Source organism: Paenibacillus gorillae (assembly GCF_000513275.1).
Taxonomy (GTDB): Bacteria; Bacillota; Bacilli; order Paenibacillales; family Paenibacillaceae; genus Pristimantibacillus; species Pristimantibacillus gorillae.
In genome coordinates this window covers 36,494-50,624 of the sequence record NZ_CBVJ010000075.1, presented here as the reverse complement: position 1 = coordinate 50,624, position 14,131 = coordinate 36,494, and the positions used below count along the sequence as shown (strand labels likewise).

The 14,131-nt window shown below is 52.0% G+C and carries 12 protein-coding genes and 1 pseudogene; 7 read left to right on the top strand and 6 right to left on the bottom strand.

The annotated features are described in order from the left end of the window. The first annotated feature begins 110 nt into the window (after positions 1-110). Positions 111-3,617 carry a hypothetical protein gene (locus TY10_RS12555; protein ID WP_042163886.1) on the top strand — a complete coding sequence of 1,169 codons (3,507 nt, stop codon included), beginning with the start codon at positions 111-113 and terminating at the stop codon, positions 3,615-3,617. 89 nt (positions 3,618-3,706) lie between these two features. On the opposite strand, the gene TY10_RS12550 is transcribed toward TY10_RS12555, so the two are convergent. The 3 genes from TY10_RS12550 to TY10_RS12540 form a co-directional block, all read right to left on the bottom strand. Continuing rightward, a complete protein-coding gene (locus TY10_RS12550; protein ID WP_042163885.1) occupies positions 3,707-4,387 on the bottom strand; it encodes an SDR family NAD(P)-dependent oxidoreductase in 681 nt (226 codons plus the stop codon). Positions 4,388-4,611: 224 nt separating this feature from the next. Then, positions 4,612-4,989: a cupredoxin domain-containing protein gene (locus tag TY10_RS12545; RefSeq protein WP_042163883.1), complete on the bottom strand. Its 378-nt coding sequence runs from the start codon at positions 4,987-4,989 to the stop codon at positions 4,612-4,614. A gap of 173 nt (positions 4,990-5,162) precedes the next feature. Beyond that, the gene (locus tag TY10_RS12540) at positions 5,163-5,528 is read right to left on the bottom strand and encodes a phage holin family protein (RefSeq protein WP_042163881.1); all 366 of its coding nucleotides are present in this window, start codon (positions 5,526-5,528) and stop codon (positions 5,163-5,165) included. Between the two features lie 183 nt (positions 5,529-5,711). On the opposite strand from TY10_RS12540, the gene TY10_RS12535 reads away from it, so the two are divergent. The 5 genes and pseudogenes from TY10_RS12535 (at position 5,712) to cysK (ending at position 11,586) form a co-directional block, all read left to right on the top strand. Further along, positions 5,712-8,084 (top strand): endonuclease MutS2, encoded by a 2,373-nt coding sequence (locus TY10_RS12535; protein WP_042163993.1) that lies wholly within the window; start codon positions 5,712-5,714, stop codon positions 8,082-8,084. Positions 8,085-8,163: 79 nt separating this feature from the next. After that, positions 8,164-8,587, top strand: a pseudogene (locus TY10_RS12530) (DUF350 domain-containing protein). Between the two features lie 107 nt (positions 8,588-8,694). Beyond that, positions 8,695-9,246: a hypothetical protein gene (locus TY10_RS12525; RefSeq protein ID WP_042163879.1), complete on the top strand. Its 552-nt coding sequence runs from the start codon at positions 8,695-8,697 to the stop codon at positions 9,244-9,246. A 105-nt stretch (positions 9,247-9,351) separates the two neighbouring features. After that, a complete protein-coding gene (locus TY10_RS12520) occupies positions 9,352-10,617 on the top strand; it encodes an MFS transporter (protein ID WP_238327570.1) in 1,266 nt (421 codons plus the stop codon). Between the two features lie 42 nt (positions 10,618-10,659). After that, positions 10,660-11,586, top strand: coding sequence for a cysteine synthase A (cysK, locus tag TY10_RS12515; RefSeq protein ID WP_042163876.1), 927 nt, complete (start codon positions 10,660-10,662; stop codon positions 11,584-11,586). A gap of 30 nt (positions 11,587-11,616) precedes the next feature. Here the strand turns inward: cysK and TY10_RS12510 are convergent, their stop codons facing one another. From TY10_RS12510 to TY10_RS12505, 3 genes are all read right to left on the bottom strand, one after another. Then, a complete protein-coding gene (locus TY10_RS12510; RefSeq protein WP_162160606.1) occupies positions 11,617-12,336 on the bottom strand; it encodes a CotH kinase family protein in 720 nt (239 codons plus the stop codon). After that, positions 12,263-12,688: a CotH kinase family protein gene (locus TY10_RS30425; protein ID WP_155985840.1), complete on the bottom strand. Its 426-nt coding sequence runs from the start codon at positions 12,686-12,688 to the stop codon at positions 12,263-12,265. The genes TY10_RS12510 and TY10_RS30425 overlap by 74 nt, the downstream gene beginning before the upstream one ends. 103 nt (positions 12,689-12,791) lie before the next feature. Beyond that, entirely contained in the window at positions 12,792-13,043 is a 252-nt protein-coding gene (locus TY10_RS12505; RefSeq protein ID WP_042163875.1) for a hypothetical protein, read from the bottom strand. Between the two features lie 277 nt (positions 13,044-13,320). Here TY10_RS12505 and TY10_RS28855 point away from each other — a divergent pair, with 277 nt between their 5' ends. Further along, positions 13,321-14,106: a hypothetical protein gene (locus tag TY10_RS28855; RefSeq protein ID WP_052350523.1), complete on the top strand. Its 786-nt coding sequence runs from the start codon at positions 13,321-13,323 to the stop codon at positions 14,104-14,106. Positions 14,107-14,131: the final 25 nt, after the last annotated feature.

Below are 14,131 nucleotides of genomic sequence, written 5' to 3'. Positions count from 1 at the left end.
TGTGAGCTTTCGATGCGGCTTTTTTCTATAAGCTCAGGCAGATCTATGCTGGCTGTCTGGCTTTCATCTATGACAAGCGATCAAGAGATAGACTATAGGAGGATTCCTTTATGATGGATGCTGATCAAACCGTCGTAACCGTTGATATATACGGAAACCAATATAAACTTAAGGGCCATTCCAATATTGAATATATGAGAAGAGTTGCCAGTACGATTGACGATACGATGAAAAAGCTGGCAATAGGCTACCCTCGGCTGGATATGCCGAAGCTGGCCGTGCTGACGGCTGTGCAAATGACTGAGGAAGTGTTCCGGCTTCGCCGCGAGAACGATACGCTTCATGATTCCGAAGCGAAACGTCTTGTTCTGGCTGAGCAGCTGGAGCATGCGAACCAGCGGACATCGGGCTTGCAGGAGGAGCTTGCCGCCTTGCGTGAGCAAGCGAAGGCAGACCTTGAGGCTCATGAAGCCGAGCATGAAGCGAAGCTGGCCGCTGCTGTTGCAGAAGCGGCGGAAGAGCTGGCGTCAAAGCTGGAGGAGGCTGCGCGCAAGCTGTCTGTTCAGCAAGCGGAAGCCGAGGAGCTGTTTGCCGTTCAGGAGGCGCAAGCCGCCGAGGCGCTGAAGCGGGAGCAGGCGAAAGCAGCTGAGCTGCTGGCAGCGCAGGAGGCGAAGTCTGCCGCAGCGCTGGAGCAGGAGCAGGTAAGAGCTGCTGCTGTCTTGGCGAAGGAGCAGTCTGCTGCGGCTGAGCTGCTCGCAGAACAGCAGGCGAAGTCGGCAGCGGTACTGGAGCAAGAGCTAGCGAGAGCAGCAGCGGCACTGGCGGAAGAGCAGTTGGCTGCTGCGGAACTGCTTGCCGAGCAGGAAGCGAGGTCGGCAGAGAAGCTGGAGCAAGAGCTGGCGAAAGCGGCAGCGGCATTGGCGGAGGAGCAGATGGCTGCTGCCGAGCTGCTTGCCGAGCAGGAAGCGAAGTCAGCAGAGACGCTGGCAGCGCATGAGGCGAAGTCGGCAGAGAAGCTGGGGCAAGAGCTGGCGAAAGCGGCGGAGGCACTAGCGGAAGAGAAGTCTGCTGCAGCCGCACTGTTGGCAGAGCAGGAAGCGAAGTCAGCAGAGAAGCTAGAGCAAGAACTGGCGAAAGCGGCGGCTGCCTTGACGGAGGAGCAGATGGTTGCAGCTGAATTGCTTGCCGAGCAGGAAGCAAAGTCGGCTGAGAAGCTGGAGCAAGAGCTGGCGAGAGCGGCAGCGGCACTGGCGGAAGAGAAGTCTGCCGCAGCGGAGCTGCTTGCCGAGCAGGAAGCGAAGTCAGCAGAGAAGCTGGAGCAAGAGCTGGCGAGAGCAGCGGCGGCACTGGCGGAGGAGCAGTCGGCTGCTGCAGAACTGCTTGAGACGCAGGAGGCGGAAGCGAAGGCAGCGCTGGAGAAGGAGCGGTCGGCGACTGCCGGATTGCTTGCGGAGAAGACAGCTGCAGCAGTGAAGCAGCTTGAGGATGAGCGGGCGAGCGCAGCTGCCCGGCTGAAGGCGAGTGCAGAGGAAGCCGAGCAGCAATTGGCGGAGCAGCGGGCTGACACAGAAGCGCAATTGGCAGAGCAGCAGGCCGCAGCGGAAGAGCTGCTGAGGATTCAGCAGGCGGAGGCGGAAACGCGTCTGGCACAATTGCAATCGGAGCTGGCATCCTTGCAAGCCAATTCGGACGCACGATTAGTCGAAGCGGAACGGCGTTTGATCGAGCAGCGCGATGACGCGGAGGAGCAGCTGCTCACTCTGCAATTGAAATTGGAAGAGGAGCGGACTTCACAACGAGCGGCTGCAGAAGAGCAGCTGGCAGCTTTGCGCGCAGAGATGGAGCAGCGCCTTTTATCCCAGCAGGAAGAGGCGCAGTCACTTCTCGCGGCACGTCAAGCGGAGGCGGAAGCCCAATTGGCCCGCGAGAAAGACGAACTGTCGGAGCTGCTTGCACTGCAAGAAGCGGAAATGGCTGATCTTCGCGCTAAAGCGACCGAAGCGGAGCAGACTGCCGCTGTGAAGCTGGTTGAGTTGGAGCAAGGGTGGAAAAGCGATGTCACTCGTATCGAGGAGCGATACATAACAGAAGCAGAAGCCAAAGCTGCGGAGCATGCGCAGCTGCTGGAGGAAAGCCGGCTGCAGCTGCAAAGTGAATTTGAACAGAGCAAAGTCAGCTGGCAGGAGGAGAAGTTGCGCCTGCAAGCTTTGGCGGAGGAGCTCCAGCAGAGCTGGAATGCGGAGAAGGCATCATTCGAGCAGCGTATTCAGGCTGCGGATGATCATTTGATGCAGGCGATGGAGCAGGAGGAAGCACTTCGTTCATCCTTGCAATCGCAAGAGCAGCTTGGCTCTGAGCAGGAAAGCATGCTCACAGAGGCACTTGGCGAAGTGGAAACGTTGACGGAGCAGGCAGCTCTCAAGGCGGAACGAGTCCGTCAGCTGGAACAGCAATTGCAGGAGAAGCAGGAACAGGAGCTGTCTGCTGCCCAGCAGCAAGAACAGCAGCAGTCGGAGCTTAACGCGCTCAAAGAGCAGCTCGCAGAAGCGAAAGTACAAGCGGAGGAAAGCTTGCGTCAGTTCGAGTCGGAACGGGGCGAGCTTGGACGCAGCAATGAAGCGAAGCTTGAAGAGCTGCAAGAGCGGTTCGAGGCTGAGGTTCGGAAGCAGTCGGATCACCGCGAGGAGCTGGAGCTTGAGAAAGCCGAGCAGTTGGCTCAATTGGAGCAGTTGAAAGAACGGCAGCAAGCTGAGCGTCAGCGGTTCGAAGAGCAGACTGGGGAGCTGGCCGCCAGCCACCAGGCCGAGGTTGCAGAGCTGGAACGGCAATTCGCAGAGCAGGGCAAGAAAAGGGAGCTGGAGTTCCAAGAGTCGCTTGAGGAGCAGTTGCTTCAGCAGTTGGAGCAATATGATTCGCTTGAACGCCGCCATAAAGAGCTGGAACGCGAGCTTCAAGCTGAATTTGATGCCAGTGAGCTTTATGCCGCACGGCAGCAGCAGCTTGAGAAACAGCTCGTAACACGTACTCGTGAGACCGAGAGCACGCTGGAAGAACAGCAGCTGAGACATACGGAGCAATTGCAAGCACTGCAAGCCCAATTAGAGGAATTGAAGGCCTCAATCGATCATGCGGAGTCCCGTGAGCTTGAGCAGCTCGATGAGCTGGAATCTTACAAAACCCGGGAACGCGAGCTGACGGAGCAATTCGAGTTTATCGCGGCTCGGGAACGGATTGCCGCACAGCAAATTGAGGCGGCGATTTCGAGGGAGAAAGAACTGGACGGCCGGTTGCAGGCCGGACGGTTAGAGCTGGAGCAAATGAAGCAGACGGCGGAGAAGCTGCAGGCTGCCGAGCAGCAGCGCCTGGAATCCGAGGATACGCTTCGCAGACAATTGGAGCAGGTTATTGCTGAAGCAGCCGCTGCATCGGAGCAGCAGGGCGCGCAGGACGAGCGTATGGAACTGCTGGAGCTCGAGCGCAATGAGGCACAGGCTGCAGTGGAGCGGCTGCAAGAGGAGCATGACCGGATAGCAGTGCAATTCGACAAGCTGTCGAATGAATATCGAAAGCTTCAAACGGAATACAATGAATGGATTGAACTAATCGAGCAGAGCTGATTAGAATCATAATTCATTGGGGAAGAGAAGGGGCTGACCGCCGGATCCATACGATCCGGGGCCAGCCCCTTTGCCCTTCTATTTGCGATCTATCCATAACTGACGATCGTACCGGTCGTGCCGCCCAGCGGAAGGCTGGCCAGCCGGATGAGATCAGGCGTAACGATTGCGGGATCTTTGCCTGTGGCATGCATTTCGGTGCGCAGCGTGCCAGGATTGTACAGGTTAACTAAAATGCCGTATTCATATTCCTCGTCGGCGAGCGTCCGGGTGAGCGATTCCAGACCGGCCTGAGCCGCACTATAGGCGGCAAAGCCTCCAGATCCGTTCCGCGAATGCGCAGACGTAATATTGATAATGCGTCCGTATTTCGCCGCCCGCATCGTCGGGAGAACAGCTTTCGTCAGCAAGAAAGGTCCGGTTAAATTGGTTGCTACCTGTGATTGCCAATCTTCCTTCGTTAATTCCAATACGGTACCTTGTTCCATGATGGCTGCGTTATTAAGCAAGATGTGAATAGCGCCCCATTGCTGAATCGCTTGCTGAACAGCCGAATCGATCTGCCTTTCATCGGTGATGTCAGTAGGAATAATTAATGTTTCCTGTCCTGTTTGCTGGAGAATAAGGCCGGCTGTTTCTTCCAGCTTGCTGCGCCTGCGTCCGAGCAAAGCGACGCGCGCTCCTTCTCTTGCAAATGCGAGCGAAGCTGTTCTTCCGAGTCCGCTGCCCGCACCGCTAACGATCGCAACCCGTTTATCGAGTAAGCTCATTAGCCATCCCTCCTGATCTGTTCCAATCGGCATCATAATACATTTATATCCAGTATATGAAATGATAGCAGAGCGATGAATACAGGGGAAGAGGGAGAGCTATCAGTCTTTCTTGGGGAAAGGCAAACTTTCGATTATAATTGGGGCATCCTGTCCTGACCATAAAAAAACCTCCTGATATCCGAGTACAGAATCGGATATCAGAAGGCTATTAGGCGCTGAACCTATTCAACGATCAGCTTGGCTGTCATTTTCGCATGTCCGTTGCCGCATGGCACGTTGCAGACGATATTGTATTCGCCGGCTTCAAGCGTTACCACTTTCGTCTTTTTGTTGGCGATTTTTATGTTGGTTTTGGAAATATCGATCCCGTGAACGCCGCCATTGGATTCAAGCGTCAAATTAACAGGCTCGCCTGCTTTAATTTTGTATTCTGCTTTGTCGAATTCCCAGCTTTTTGCTTTGATAACGACTTCAGGCGCTGCTGTATTCGGCTCCGATACGCCGCTTGTTGTTGGCTCGCTGTTACCTTTATTGCTTCCGCATGCTGCGATTACGGCAACCAAGCAAAGCACTGCCGCAAATAAAATCCATTTTTTCAAAACTAGCTCCTCCTTGAAACGGAAATAATTGTTTTTCAGCTCTATTGTAACCGATTATAAGCTGCTTTGCAGTGACAACCCGGTGACAATCTTGCCCAGAAAAGAAAAGCCCTCAATCTCCAACAAACGAGATCAAGGGCTGATCTTCACTCGGTGCCTGATGCATTGCAGGTCTAATCGTGATCCCGGCTGCTCCGGCCGGCTTCATACGGTGTGCTGACCGGGATAAACAAGTCGATTATCCCGATAACGAGCGCAGCCAGTATGGCGCCAAGCCATGTAACGGTAACACCGCCCACGATAAATTGCGCGACCCAGATGACGACGGCGCTGGCGATAAAGCCAACGATACCGCGGCCAAAAGGCGTAACCTTTTTGCCGAAAATTCCTTCAATGATCCAGCCCAAGGCTGCAATAACCAAAGCAAGGAAAAAAGCGCTCCAGAAGCCGCCGACGCTAAACTGGGGAACAATCCACCCGACAACCATCAGTACAAGCGCTGATACGATAAATCTGACAACATGGCCTAAAAAATTCATATCCACAACCTCCCAATAATTTGCGCCTAGGGCTTCCGTTCACTTCGGTCCGGAGCCAGACTGCGCACTGGTGAAATGGCATTTCGAATTCTTTTGTAGTATGACCATAAATCATTTATCCATGTATGGTTCGTGCATCCGCGCCTAGGTTCGGATATAATAAAGTGGCGAGAGGAGTGTTACATTGGACAGCGAAAAATTTTATCTACACTTGAATTTCATAAAATTACACATAAATTGCAGCAGCATGCCGCAACTTCGCTTGGCAAAGGGATCATTGAAAAGCTATTGCCAAGCTCTGATCTGGAGCTGGTGAAGCTGTCGCTGCAAGCCACGGATGAAGCTTATAAGGCGGACCGCTTGAAAGGAAATGCGCCATTCGGAGGCATTGTCGATATTAGCGGTCCGCTTCACCGGGCCCGCATCGGCGGAACGCTCAATCCCGAAGAGCTGCTCGATATTGCGTTGACCGCTCGCGGCTCCAGACGCGTCAAGAAGCATATTGAGGTGCTTCACGAGGATGACCCGATTCCGCTGCTGCAACAAACCTCGGATGAACTGAGTGAACACAAACCGCTTGAGGATGCGATATTTGATTGTATCGATGATCAGGGTGAGGTGCTGGACAGCGCAAGCGCAGAGCTTGCTTCTGTGCGCCGCGAGCTGCGGAGCGGAGAGTCGCGGGTTCGTGAGAAGCTCGAGCAGATGATCCGTTCAAGCTCCGTGCAAAAAATGCTGCAGGACGCGATCGTTACGATCCGTAATGACCGTTATGTAATTCCGGTTAAAGCTGAATACCGCTCGAACTTCGGCGGTATCGTCCATGATCAGTCCGGTTCGGGAGCTACTCTATTCATTGAGCCGGAAACGATCGTTGCAATGAACAACAAGCTTCGAGAGCTGAAGGCGAAGGAACTGCGTGAAATCGAGAAGATTTTGCAAAAGCTCACAGCACTGGCATCTGACCATGTCGATGACTTGCTGTACAATCTGGAGCTGATCGGACGATTGGATTTCGCTTATGCGAAAGCGCGCATGGCGCATGAAATGAAGGCAACACTGCCTCGCATGAATGACCGCGGGTTTCTGAAGCTGAAGCGCGGCCGCCATCCGCTCATTGCGGCGGATCGAGTTGTTCCGCTGGACGTTGAACTGGGCAACCAGTACACGGCAATAATTGTTACGGGTCCCAACACGGGCGGTAAGACCGTATCCCTCAAGACAATCGGCTTATTAAGCTTAATGGCGATGTCGGGACTGTTCGTGCCAGCGGAAGACGGAAGCCAGCTTTGCGTGTTTGATGCCATCTACGCCGATATTGGCGATGAGCAGAGCATTGAGCAAAGTCTGAGTACGTTCTCCAGCCACTTAACGAACATTATTCGTATTTTGCAATCGATGACTTCGAAAAGTCTCGTCCTGCTCGATGAGCTTGGCGCGGGTACCGATCCGGCAGAAGGCTCGGCGCTTGCCATCGCCATATTGGAGCATGTGCATCGCAAAGACAGCCGCATCATCGCTACCACGCATTATAGCGAGTTGAAAGCGTATGCCTATAACCGTAAAGGCGTTATTAATGCGAGCATGGAGTTTGACGTTGCGACGTTAAGTCCGACTTACAGGCTGCTCGTTGGTGTTCCTGGACGAAGCAACGCATTCGCTATCGCTGAGAGGCTGGGACTGGATAAAAAAATTATCGATCACGCCCGCGGAGAGGTTAGCGAAGAAGATCAACGGGTTGAGAATATGATCGCATCCCTTGAGGAAAATCGACTGAGTGCGGAATCCGAGCGACTGACAGCGGAATCGCTGCGTCAGGAAATGGAGCGACAGCGTGCCCGTCATGAAGCTGATATGACGCGGTTCGAAGAACAGCGCGACAAGCTTCTGCTGAAAGCGCAAGAGGAAGCAGCTGCGGCTGTTGCGAAAGCTAAGAAAGAGGCTGAGCAAATTATTGCCGATCTGCGCAAGCTGGCGCTGGAGGAAGGCGCTTCCGTCAAAGAGCATAAGCTGATCGAGGCTCGCCGCAAGCTTGATGAAGCTGCTCCGGAGCTTGCTAAGAAGAAAAAAGCGGCTGGTGGGGGAACAGGCGGAAAGCCAGCTAAGATTGAGCCAGGCGACGAGGTTACGGTCTACAGTCTGAACCAAAAAGGAACAGTTGTGGATATCAGCGGGTCGGAGGCAACAGTTCAGCTCGGAATCATGAAGATGAAGGTTGCGCTGGACGATTTGGAACTCATTAAGCAGTCCGCTGCCGTCAAGCAGCAGCAGCCGAAGCAAGCCGCCAGCCTGAAGCGCTCCAAAGAGGATCAAGTCCGGATGGAACTTGATCTGAGAGGTGAGAACTTGGAGGAAGCGATTATTGAGGTTGATCGTTTTCTGGATGAATCGTACTTGGCCGGCATGGGTCAGGTTTACATTATTCACGGCAAAGGCACAGGCGTATTGCGAACAGGCATTCAGCAATATTTGCGGAGGCATAGCCTGGTCAAAGCATACCGGATTGGCAATTACGGAGAAGGCGGTACGGGTGTGACGGTGGCGGAGCTGAAGTAGCTCTGCCCCCTATCGTAATCAACAAGCTGTCAGGCGTATGCCGGCGCTTGCATTTTCAACCGCAGTGAGGTGAAGAACAATGGAAAACGAAGTCGACCGTTTGCTTAGCAATTCCTATGCGGCATCGCTCGTATATGTATCGCTTGTCGTCCTGTCGCTTATCGTCTTTCTGTTTGTGTTTGAACTGGTTACCAAGTACAACTGCTGGAGCGAAATTAAGAAAGGCAATCTTGCAGTAGCCATGGCGACCGGGGGACAAAATTTTCGGCATCTGCAATATTTTCCGATTTTCAATTGAAGCTAACGATTCAATCTACCAAAGCTTAATTTGGGGCGCATTCGGTTTCATTATATTACTGGCTGCCTATTTCTTATTTGAGTTTTTAACGCCGGTATTCCGCATTGACGAAGAGATTGCCAAAGATAACCGTGCTGTCGGATTTATCGCGATGATGATCTCGATCGCCCTTTCCTATGTCATTGGGGCGACAGTTACCTTATAGCTGGGGGAATCTATGAAATATTTATGGGGCATTTTATTGGTCGTTGCTATTTTATTTTTTGTGTTTGGTGTTATTTATTTAATGAATAATTAAACGGGGTGTGAAGAATGGAGCAAGAACAAGAACTGCAAACCATCTGTCCATGGTGTATGACCGAGATCGTATGGGACGAAGAAATCGGACCGGAGAAGCATTGTCCGCACTGCGACAATGAACTCAGCGGCTATCGCACGCTGCAAATCGGCTTGGATCAAGAGGATGACATGGAAGACAAAGACGAAGAAGACGCTAAGGATGAGCCGGAGTGGGATGCAGGGGATGAAGATGAGTCCTATGGCGGCGGTTCCGCATGGAAAGATACAGATCAAGGCTTCCGCCAGACGAACAGGGCTTGGATGGCCGTAGAAGAAACGCTTCGCCGGGTTGTAGACGAGCAGGAGGAAGCGCCTGAATGTCCGTCTTGCCGGGAGTATATGATCGAAGCGGGCAAGCAGAAGCTGAACGTCGAACCAACGATACATGGTGCAGTTGGACGTCCTCTAGTGCAATCGCCTATTGAGACGACTCTTTACGTATGCCCTTCTTGCTTTAACACGTCTTCGATATTGAGCGACAAGGACAGGGAGCGGATGCTTAAAGCGCTGACTCCGCAGGACTGATTTGCTTACTGGAAAATGAAAGCCGCATGCAGGCCGGCTAATTAGGGCAACTTACAAAACGTAATTCCACCATTGCTTCCATCAATGGAAAAGGGGGAAATCGTTTTGATCAGGCAACCTGCATCGGCCGCCTCTCGCGGACATGGCGAGACTCGTAATGGCGTGTTGGGCTCACAGGCAGCTTTGCTGCTTGGCGTCCAATGGCTATTCGGCGTCGCAAGTGCATTATCAGGCACTTTTGTGCCGGTCTACTTATGGAAAGCCAGCCAGTCCTATATGCTGATCGGCTGGTTTGCATTGGGACAATATGCGCTTGGCGGCATCACTTTCTATATAGCAGGCAAGTGGGTCAAAGAACATAACAAAATGAACAGCCTCCGTCTTGGCATTGTGCTGTCGGGGGTCTTTTATTTCACTGTACTTATGCTGGGCAAGCAAGCCCGATATTATGGCATCCCGCTTGGCATGCTTAGCGGCATGGCTCTTGGCTTCTATTGGCTGGCATACAACGTTGTCTACTTCGAAATAACGGAACCCGACAACCGGGACCGGTTTAACGGGATTGCAGGGCTGCTTGGTTCAACGGCGGGAATGATCGCGCCGTGGATTTCCGGCCTGCTCATAACAACACTGCGCGGCGACCGCGGATACCAGCTTATTTTTACGCTGTCACTTGTCGTATTCGGCATTGCCTTTATATTAAGCTTCTGGCTGGCAAAGCGGAAGCATGTTGCGGCACCATACGAGTGGACCTATGGCTTTAGACAACTGGCGCAGCGGGGCAATCCGTGGCGGAAAATGTTCGCCGCCATCGTTGCGCAAGGTGTACGCGAAGGGGTGTTCATGTTTCTGGTCGGTCTTGTTGTGTATATTGCAACGAAAGACGAGAGCAAGCTCGGCAGCTATACGCTCTTCACTTCGCTGGTTGCTTTAGTCAGTTTTTGGTTTGTCGGCAAGAAGCTGAACCCCCGCAACCGTAATAAGGCGATGCTGGCGGGAACGATTATGCTTGGGTTGTTTATACTCCCGCTGTTTTGGAAGGTCAGTTATTCCACGCTGCTGATGTTCGGTATTGGAACCGCTTTGTTTCTCCCGCTATACATCATTCCGATTACTTCTCGAGTATTCGATCTGATTGGCCAGTCGGAAGCCAGCGTCAAAATGCGGGAGGAGCTTATTGTCCTTCGTGAAGCCGGACTTATCGCAGGACGTCTAATCGGCTTAAGTGCCTATCTCATCCTGCTGCCTTTAAATGATTCGCCTTCGGCAATCGTGTGGCTGATGTTCGGGGTAGGCATCGTGCCAATTGCCGGGTGGTGGTTCCTGCGTTCTTTCTTAAAGGCAGAGGAGCCGGCGGGAAGCAGATCTTAAAGTCTTGAATATATAGGAACTTGTATGGGAGAAGGGGAAGAGATGCAAGGAAAGAGACGTATCGCAGATTCTGTTATCGACCTTATCGGAGATACGCCAGCGGTAAAATTGAACAGGCTGGCTGAGGAAGGAAGCGCAGATATCTATGTAAAGCTGGAAATGTTCAATCCAAGCGGAAGCGTGAAGGACCGTGCTGCTTCGTCGCTCATTATGGCAGCTGAGTTGAAGGGGCTAATTAAGCCGGGCAGCACCATTATTGAGCCCACAAGCGGCAACACCGGCATTGGACTGGCAATGAACGCTGCGGCTAAAGGCTACCGGCTTATTCTCGTCATGCCGGACAACATGTCCGAAGAACGCATACAGCTGGTTCGAGCTTATGGCGCTCAGGTCGTGCTTACGCCAGCGGCCGAGCGGATGCCCGGTTCGATCCGTAAAGCGCTGGAGCTGCAGCAGGCGAATCCGGGCAGCTTTATTCCGAACCAGTTCGAGAATGAAGCCAATCCGAATATCCATCGCATAACGACAGCGGTCGAAATTTTGGAGCAGATGGAAGGCAGGCTTGACGCCTTTGTAGCAACGGCGGGTACTGGAGGAACGATTACGGGAACAGGGGAGACGCTCAAAAAAGAGCTGCCTGACTTGTACATAGCCGTCGTTGAGCCGCAGGGATCCCCTGTTCTGTCGGGCGGGCAGCCAGGTCCGCATAAGCTGGTCGGCACTAGCCCCGGTTTTGTCCCGGCTATCCTGAATACATCCGTCTATGACGAGATTATTCAAGTCGCTGATGACGATGCGCTGAATACGATGCGGAGCCTCGCACGCAGGGAAGGCTTGCTGCTGGGGCCTTCGTCCGGAGCTTCCGTCTGGGCCGCAATGCAAATTGCCAGGCGGTTGGGACCAGGCAAGCGGGTGCTCTGCATTGCTCCTGATACAGGAGAACGTTACTTAAGCATGGATATCTTTTAAAAACTAGAATATTGAAGAAGCAGCAGCCCTTCAGGCCTTCCAAGCCTTGAGGGCTGCTTTGATGATGGCGCGTCTTTCCCGGACGTAATCCAGTATGAAGGAAGGTTCGTTCAAAAACGTATCATAGCTGCTTTTTCTGGTGAAGTCATGCCGGATAGCCGGCGTAATTTGCTTGTAATAGCGGGTAATAACAGGATCAATCCGTTCAACTGTAAACTGGTTAACAAGTAAATTATTCATAATCGCCCTGTAGATTTTTCGGCAAGCTGAATATTGAAACAGCTTCTCGGTCAAGTTATTGTAGCCCTGCAGCCGAACCAGATCGCTTCCGCAGGGGCGTCCATAGCAGTTTCTTCCCCAGGTTCCCTCGTAGTCCCAAGGAATGATCCGGTATTTCCCCGTTTTTCGATGCTCATAGAGAGCGTAGTTCTGATCAAATCCGTCATAGTTTCCAGTTAATACAGCCCCGGCGAGCCAAAGCAAATATTGCTTGATGTCCAGCTTTTTTGCTGTAAAAGCGACAAAGTTTTTCCCAGTGTACCGATTAATGCCCCTGACGAAGCGTACGAGCTTCGGTTTAGTGACCTTATTGCTTCCGTATTTCAGCTCATAGCCGTCGAAAAGCGAGCTTTTATTTCCTCTATGGATGGGATCGATCAGGCTGAAATCGGCGCTGTCATTGCTTGCATAGAGGATGGAACGAAAGCCGATTCCTCTTTTTTTGGAAAAAGGTTGCGTCCACAGATTCAATCTCGAGGTAGACGCCTTGAGGACGATCATTGATTTCTACCTCGATATGCTGTGTCAGAGGGGACGGTACCCCGATTTCATTAAAGAAATGGAAGGATAACGCATTGCGGATGAGCGAGGGATCGTCAAATTCCGCGTTCCAGTGCAGAGTTGGACCTCCCTCTACAATGACTTCATACGATTTTTTGCTATAGTGCAGCGTATGTCCTCCACGGAATCCAAATTGTGCCTTATATTGTTTTCCATTCATGATGATGTCAACGGTTTTGTATCTTTCCCGTTTTGCTGTTTCCAGCAAATCATTCCAATCCTCGGTATCAATTGTTATTTTGCGAACCGGAAGCTCTTCCATGGGTCCACCCCTTGGGCAAAAGATAAAGCCTATCGCAGCTGATAGGCTTTTGTGCTTATTTACCGTATTCGGGAGAGGTCCGTATTGACACTACCTTTGAAACTTAGACGGGGCCACCGGAACGATTGCCGCGGGAGCGGTTGCCTTGCGTGCCGCCAGAGCGGTTGCCGCCGGAGCGATTGCCTTGCGTGCCGCCAGTCCGGTTGCCGCGGGAGCGATTGCCTTGCGTGCCGCCAGTCCGGTTGCCGCGGGAGCGGTTGCCTTGCGTACCGCCAGTGCGATTGCCTTGCGTACCGCCAGTCCGGTTACCCCGGGAGCCGCCGGTTCGTTGATTCTTTTCTTTTTTCTGAGACATTTAATCTCCTCCTTTTCTCGTTGCTCTAATCTATGATCGAACTCTATTAATCGCATGGGTCATTCACTTAATCTCAAATAAATAGATAGTAATCTAGTACCCTGCATATCAGAGATACATATAGATATATTACATATCGTCTCCCATGACAGATGAACCCAAGCAAGTATTGGAGGGATGCATGCGTAGGAAGTAAAGGCATTGATAGACTCCTGTCGTTCAGTATGTTAGATAGGCCGATCAAACCAATATGAGAGATTACCGGAGGGATTTACTAATGACAAGATATTTTTACAATCAACCGTTTGCAGGTCAGTTCCAAGTTCAAAACAATCAGCACAGCAGCAATCAACACAAAAGCAACAAGCATCACACTGGAGATCAAAACACCAGTACAGAGCGGGATTGCATTAAACAATTGGAAGGCAAGAATGTAAAGATCAACCGCGGAGGGCCTGAGTCCTTTGAAGGTAAACTGCTTTCCGTTCAGTCCGATTATCTCGTTCTGCGAACTAAGCATGGCATTGTTTACGCAGTAACTGCTCATGTCAAAAGCATTGCGGAAGAAGGGAATTGCCACAGCAGCGGCGGCCGTACTCACAATTTCATTAAAGCGGCTAACTTTAGAGGTGTTCTGCGGGCACTGAACCAGGAATTTGTTCAAGTGAACATGGGCGGACCGGAGAAACAAGAGGGCTTTCTGGCCGAAGTTTGCAGAGATACAATCAAGCTGGTAAATGGCAGACAAGTGGTGCAAGTTTTAATTGACCACATCAAGACGATCAAAAAAGAGAGCAAGTCTTGCGGCTCCCAAGGCAATCGGACTGGCGGAGCAAGCGAAAACAACAATAACAACAAAAGCGGCGGCAACAAAAACAAAAACGAGAACAAAAACGAAAATAAAAATGAGAACAAAAACAAAAACAAAAGTGAAAACAAGAACAAAAGTGAAAACAAAAACCGCAGCAACAGCGGCGGCAACCGTACAGGCGGCACTCGTACCGGAGGGAATAACCGCTCAGGCGGCAACCGCAAATCTAATGGCAAAAAATCGGGCAAATAGCTTGGAATGCAAAGTGGAGTCCGGG

What these genes read in the sequence shown, in the direction of transcription:
- TY10_RS12505 (WP_042163875.1), bottom strand. Translation starts at nt 13,043, where the DNA reads ATGTCTCAGAAAAAAGAAAAGAATCAACGAACCGGCGGCTCCCGGGGT.
- cysK (WP_042163876.1), top strand. Translation starts at nt 10,660, where the DNA reads ATGCAAGGAAAGAGACGTATCGCAGATTCTGTTATCGACCTTATCGGA.
- TY10_RS30425 (WP_155985840.1), bottom strand. Translation starts at nt 12,688, where the DNA reads ATGGAAGAGCTTCCGGTTCGCAAAATAACAATTGATACCGAGGATTGG.
- TY10_RS28855 (WP_052350523.1), top strand. Translation starts at nt 13,321, where the DNA reads ATGACAAGATATTTTTACAATCAACCGTTTGCAGGTCAGTTCCAAGTT.
- TY10_RS12525 (WP_042163879.1), top strand. Translation starts at nt 8,695, where the DNA reads ATGGAGCAAGAACAAGAACTGCAAACCATCTGTCCATGGTGTATGACC.
- TY10_RS12555 (WP_042163886.1), top strand. Translation starts at nt 111, where the DNA reads ATGATGGATGCTGATCAAACCGTCGTAACCGTTGATATATACGGAAAC.
- TY10_RS12540 (WP_042163881.1), bottom strand. Translation starts at nt 5,528, where the DNA reads ATGAATTTTTTAGGCCATGTTGTCAGATTTATCGTATCAGCGCTTGTA.
- TY10_RS12550 (WP_042163885.1), bottom strand. Translation starts at nt 4,387, where the DNA reads ATGAGCTTACTCGATAAACGGGTTGCGATCGTTAGCGGTGCGGGCAGC.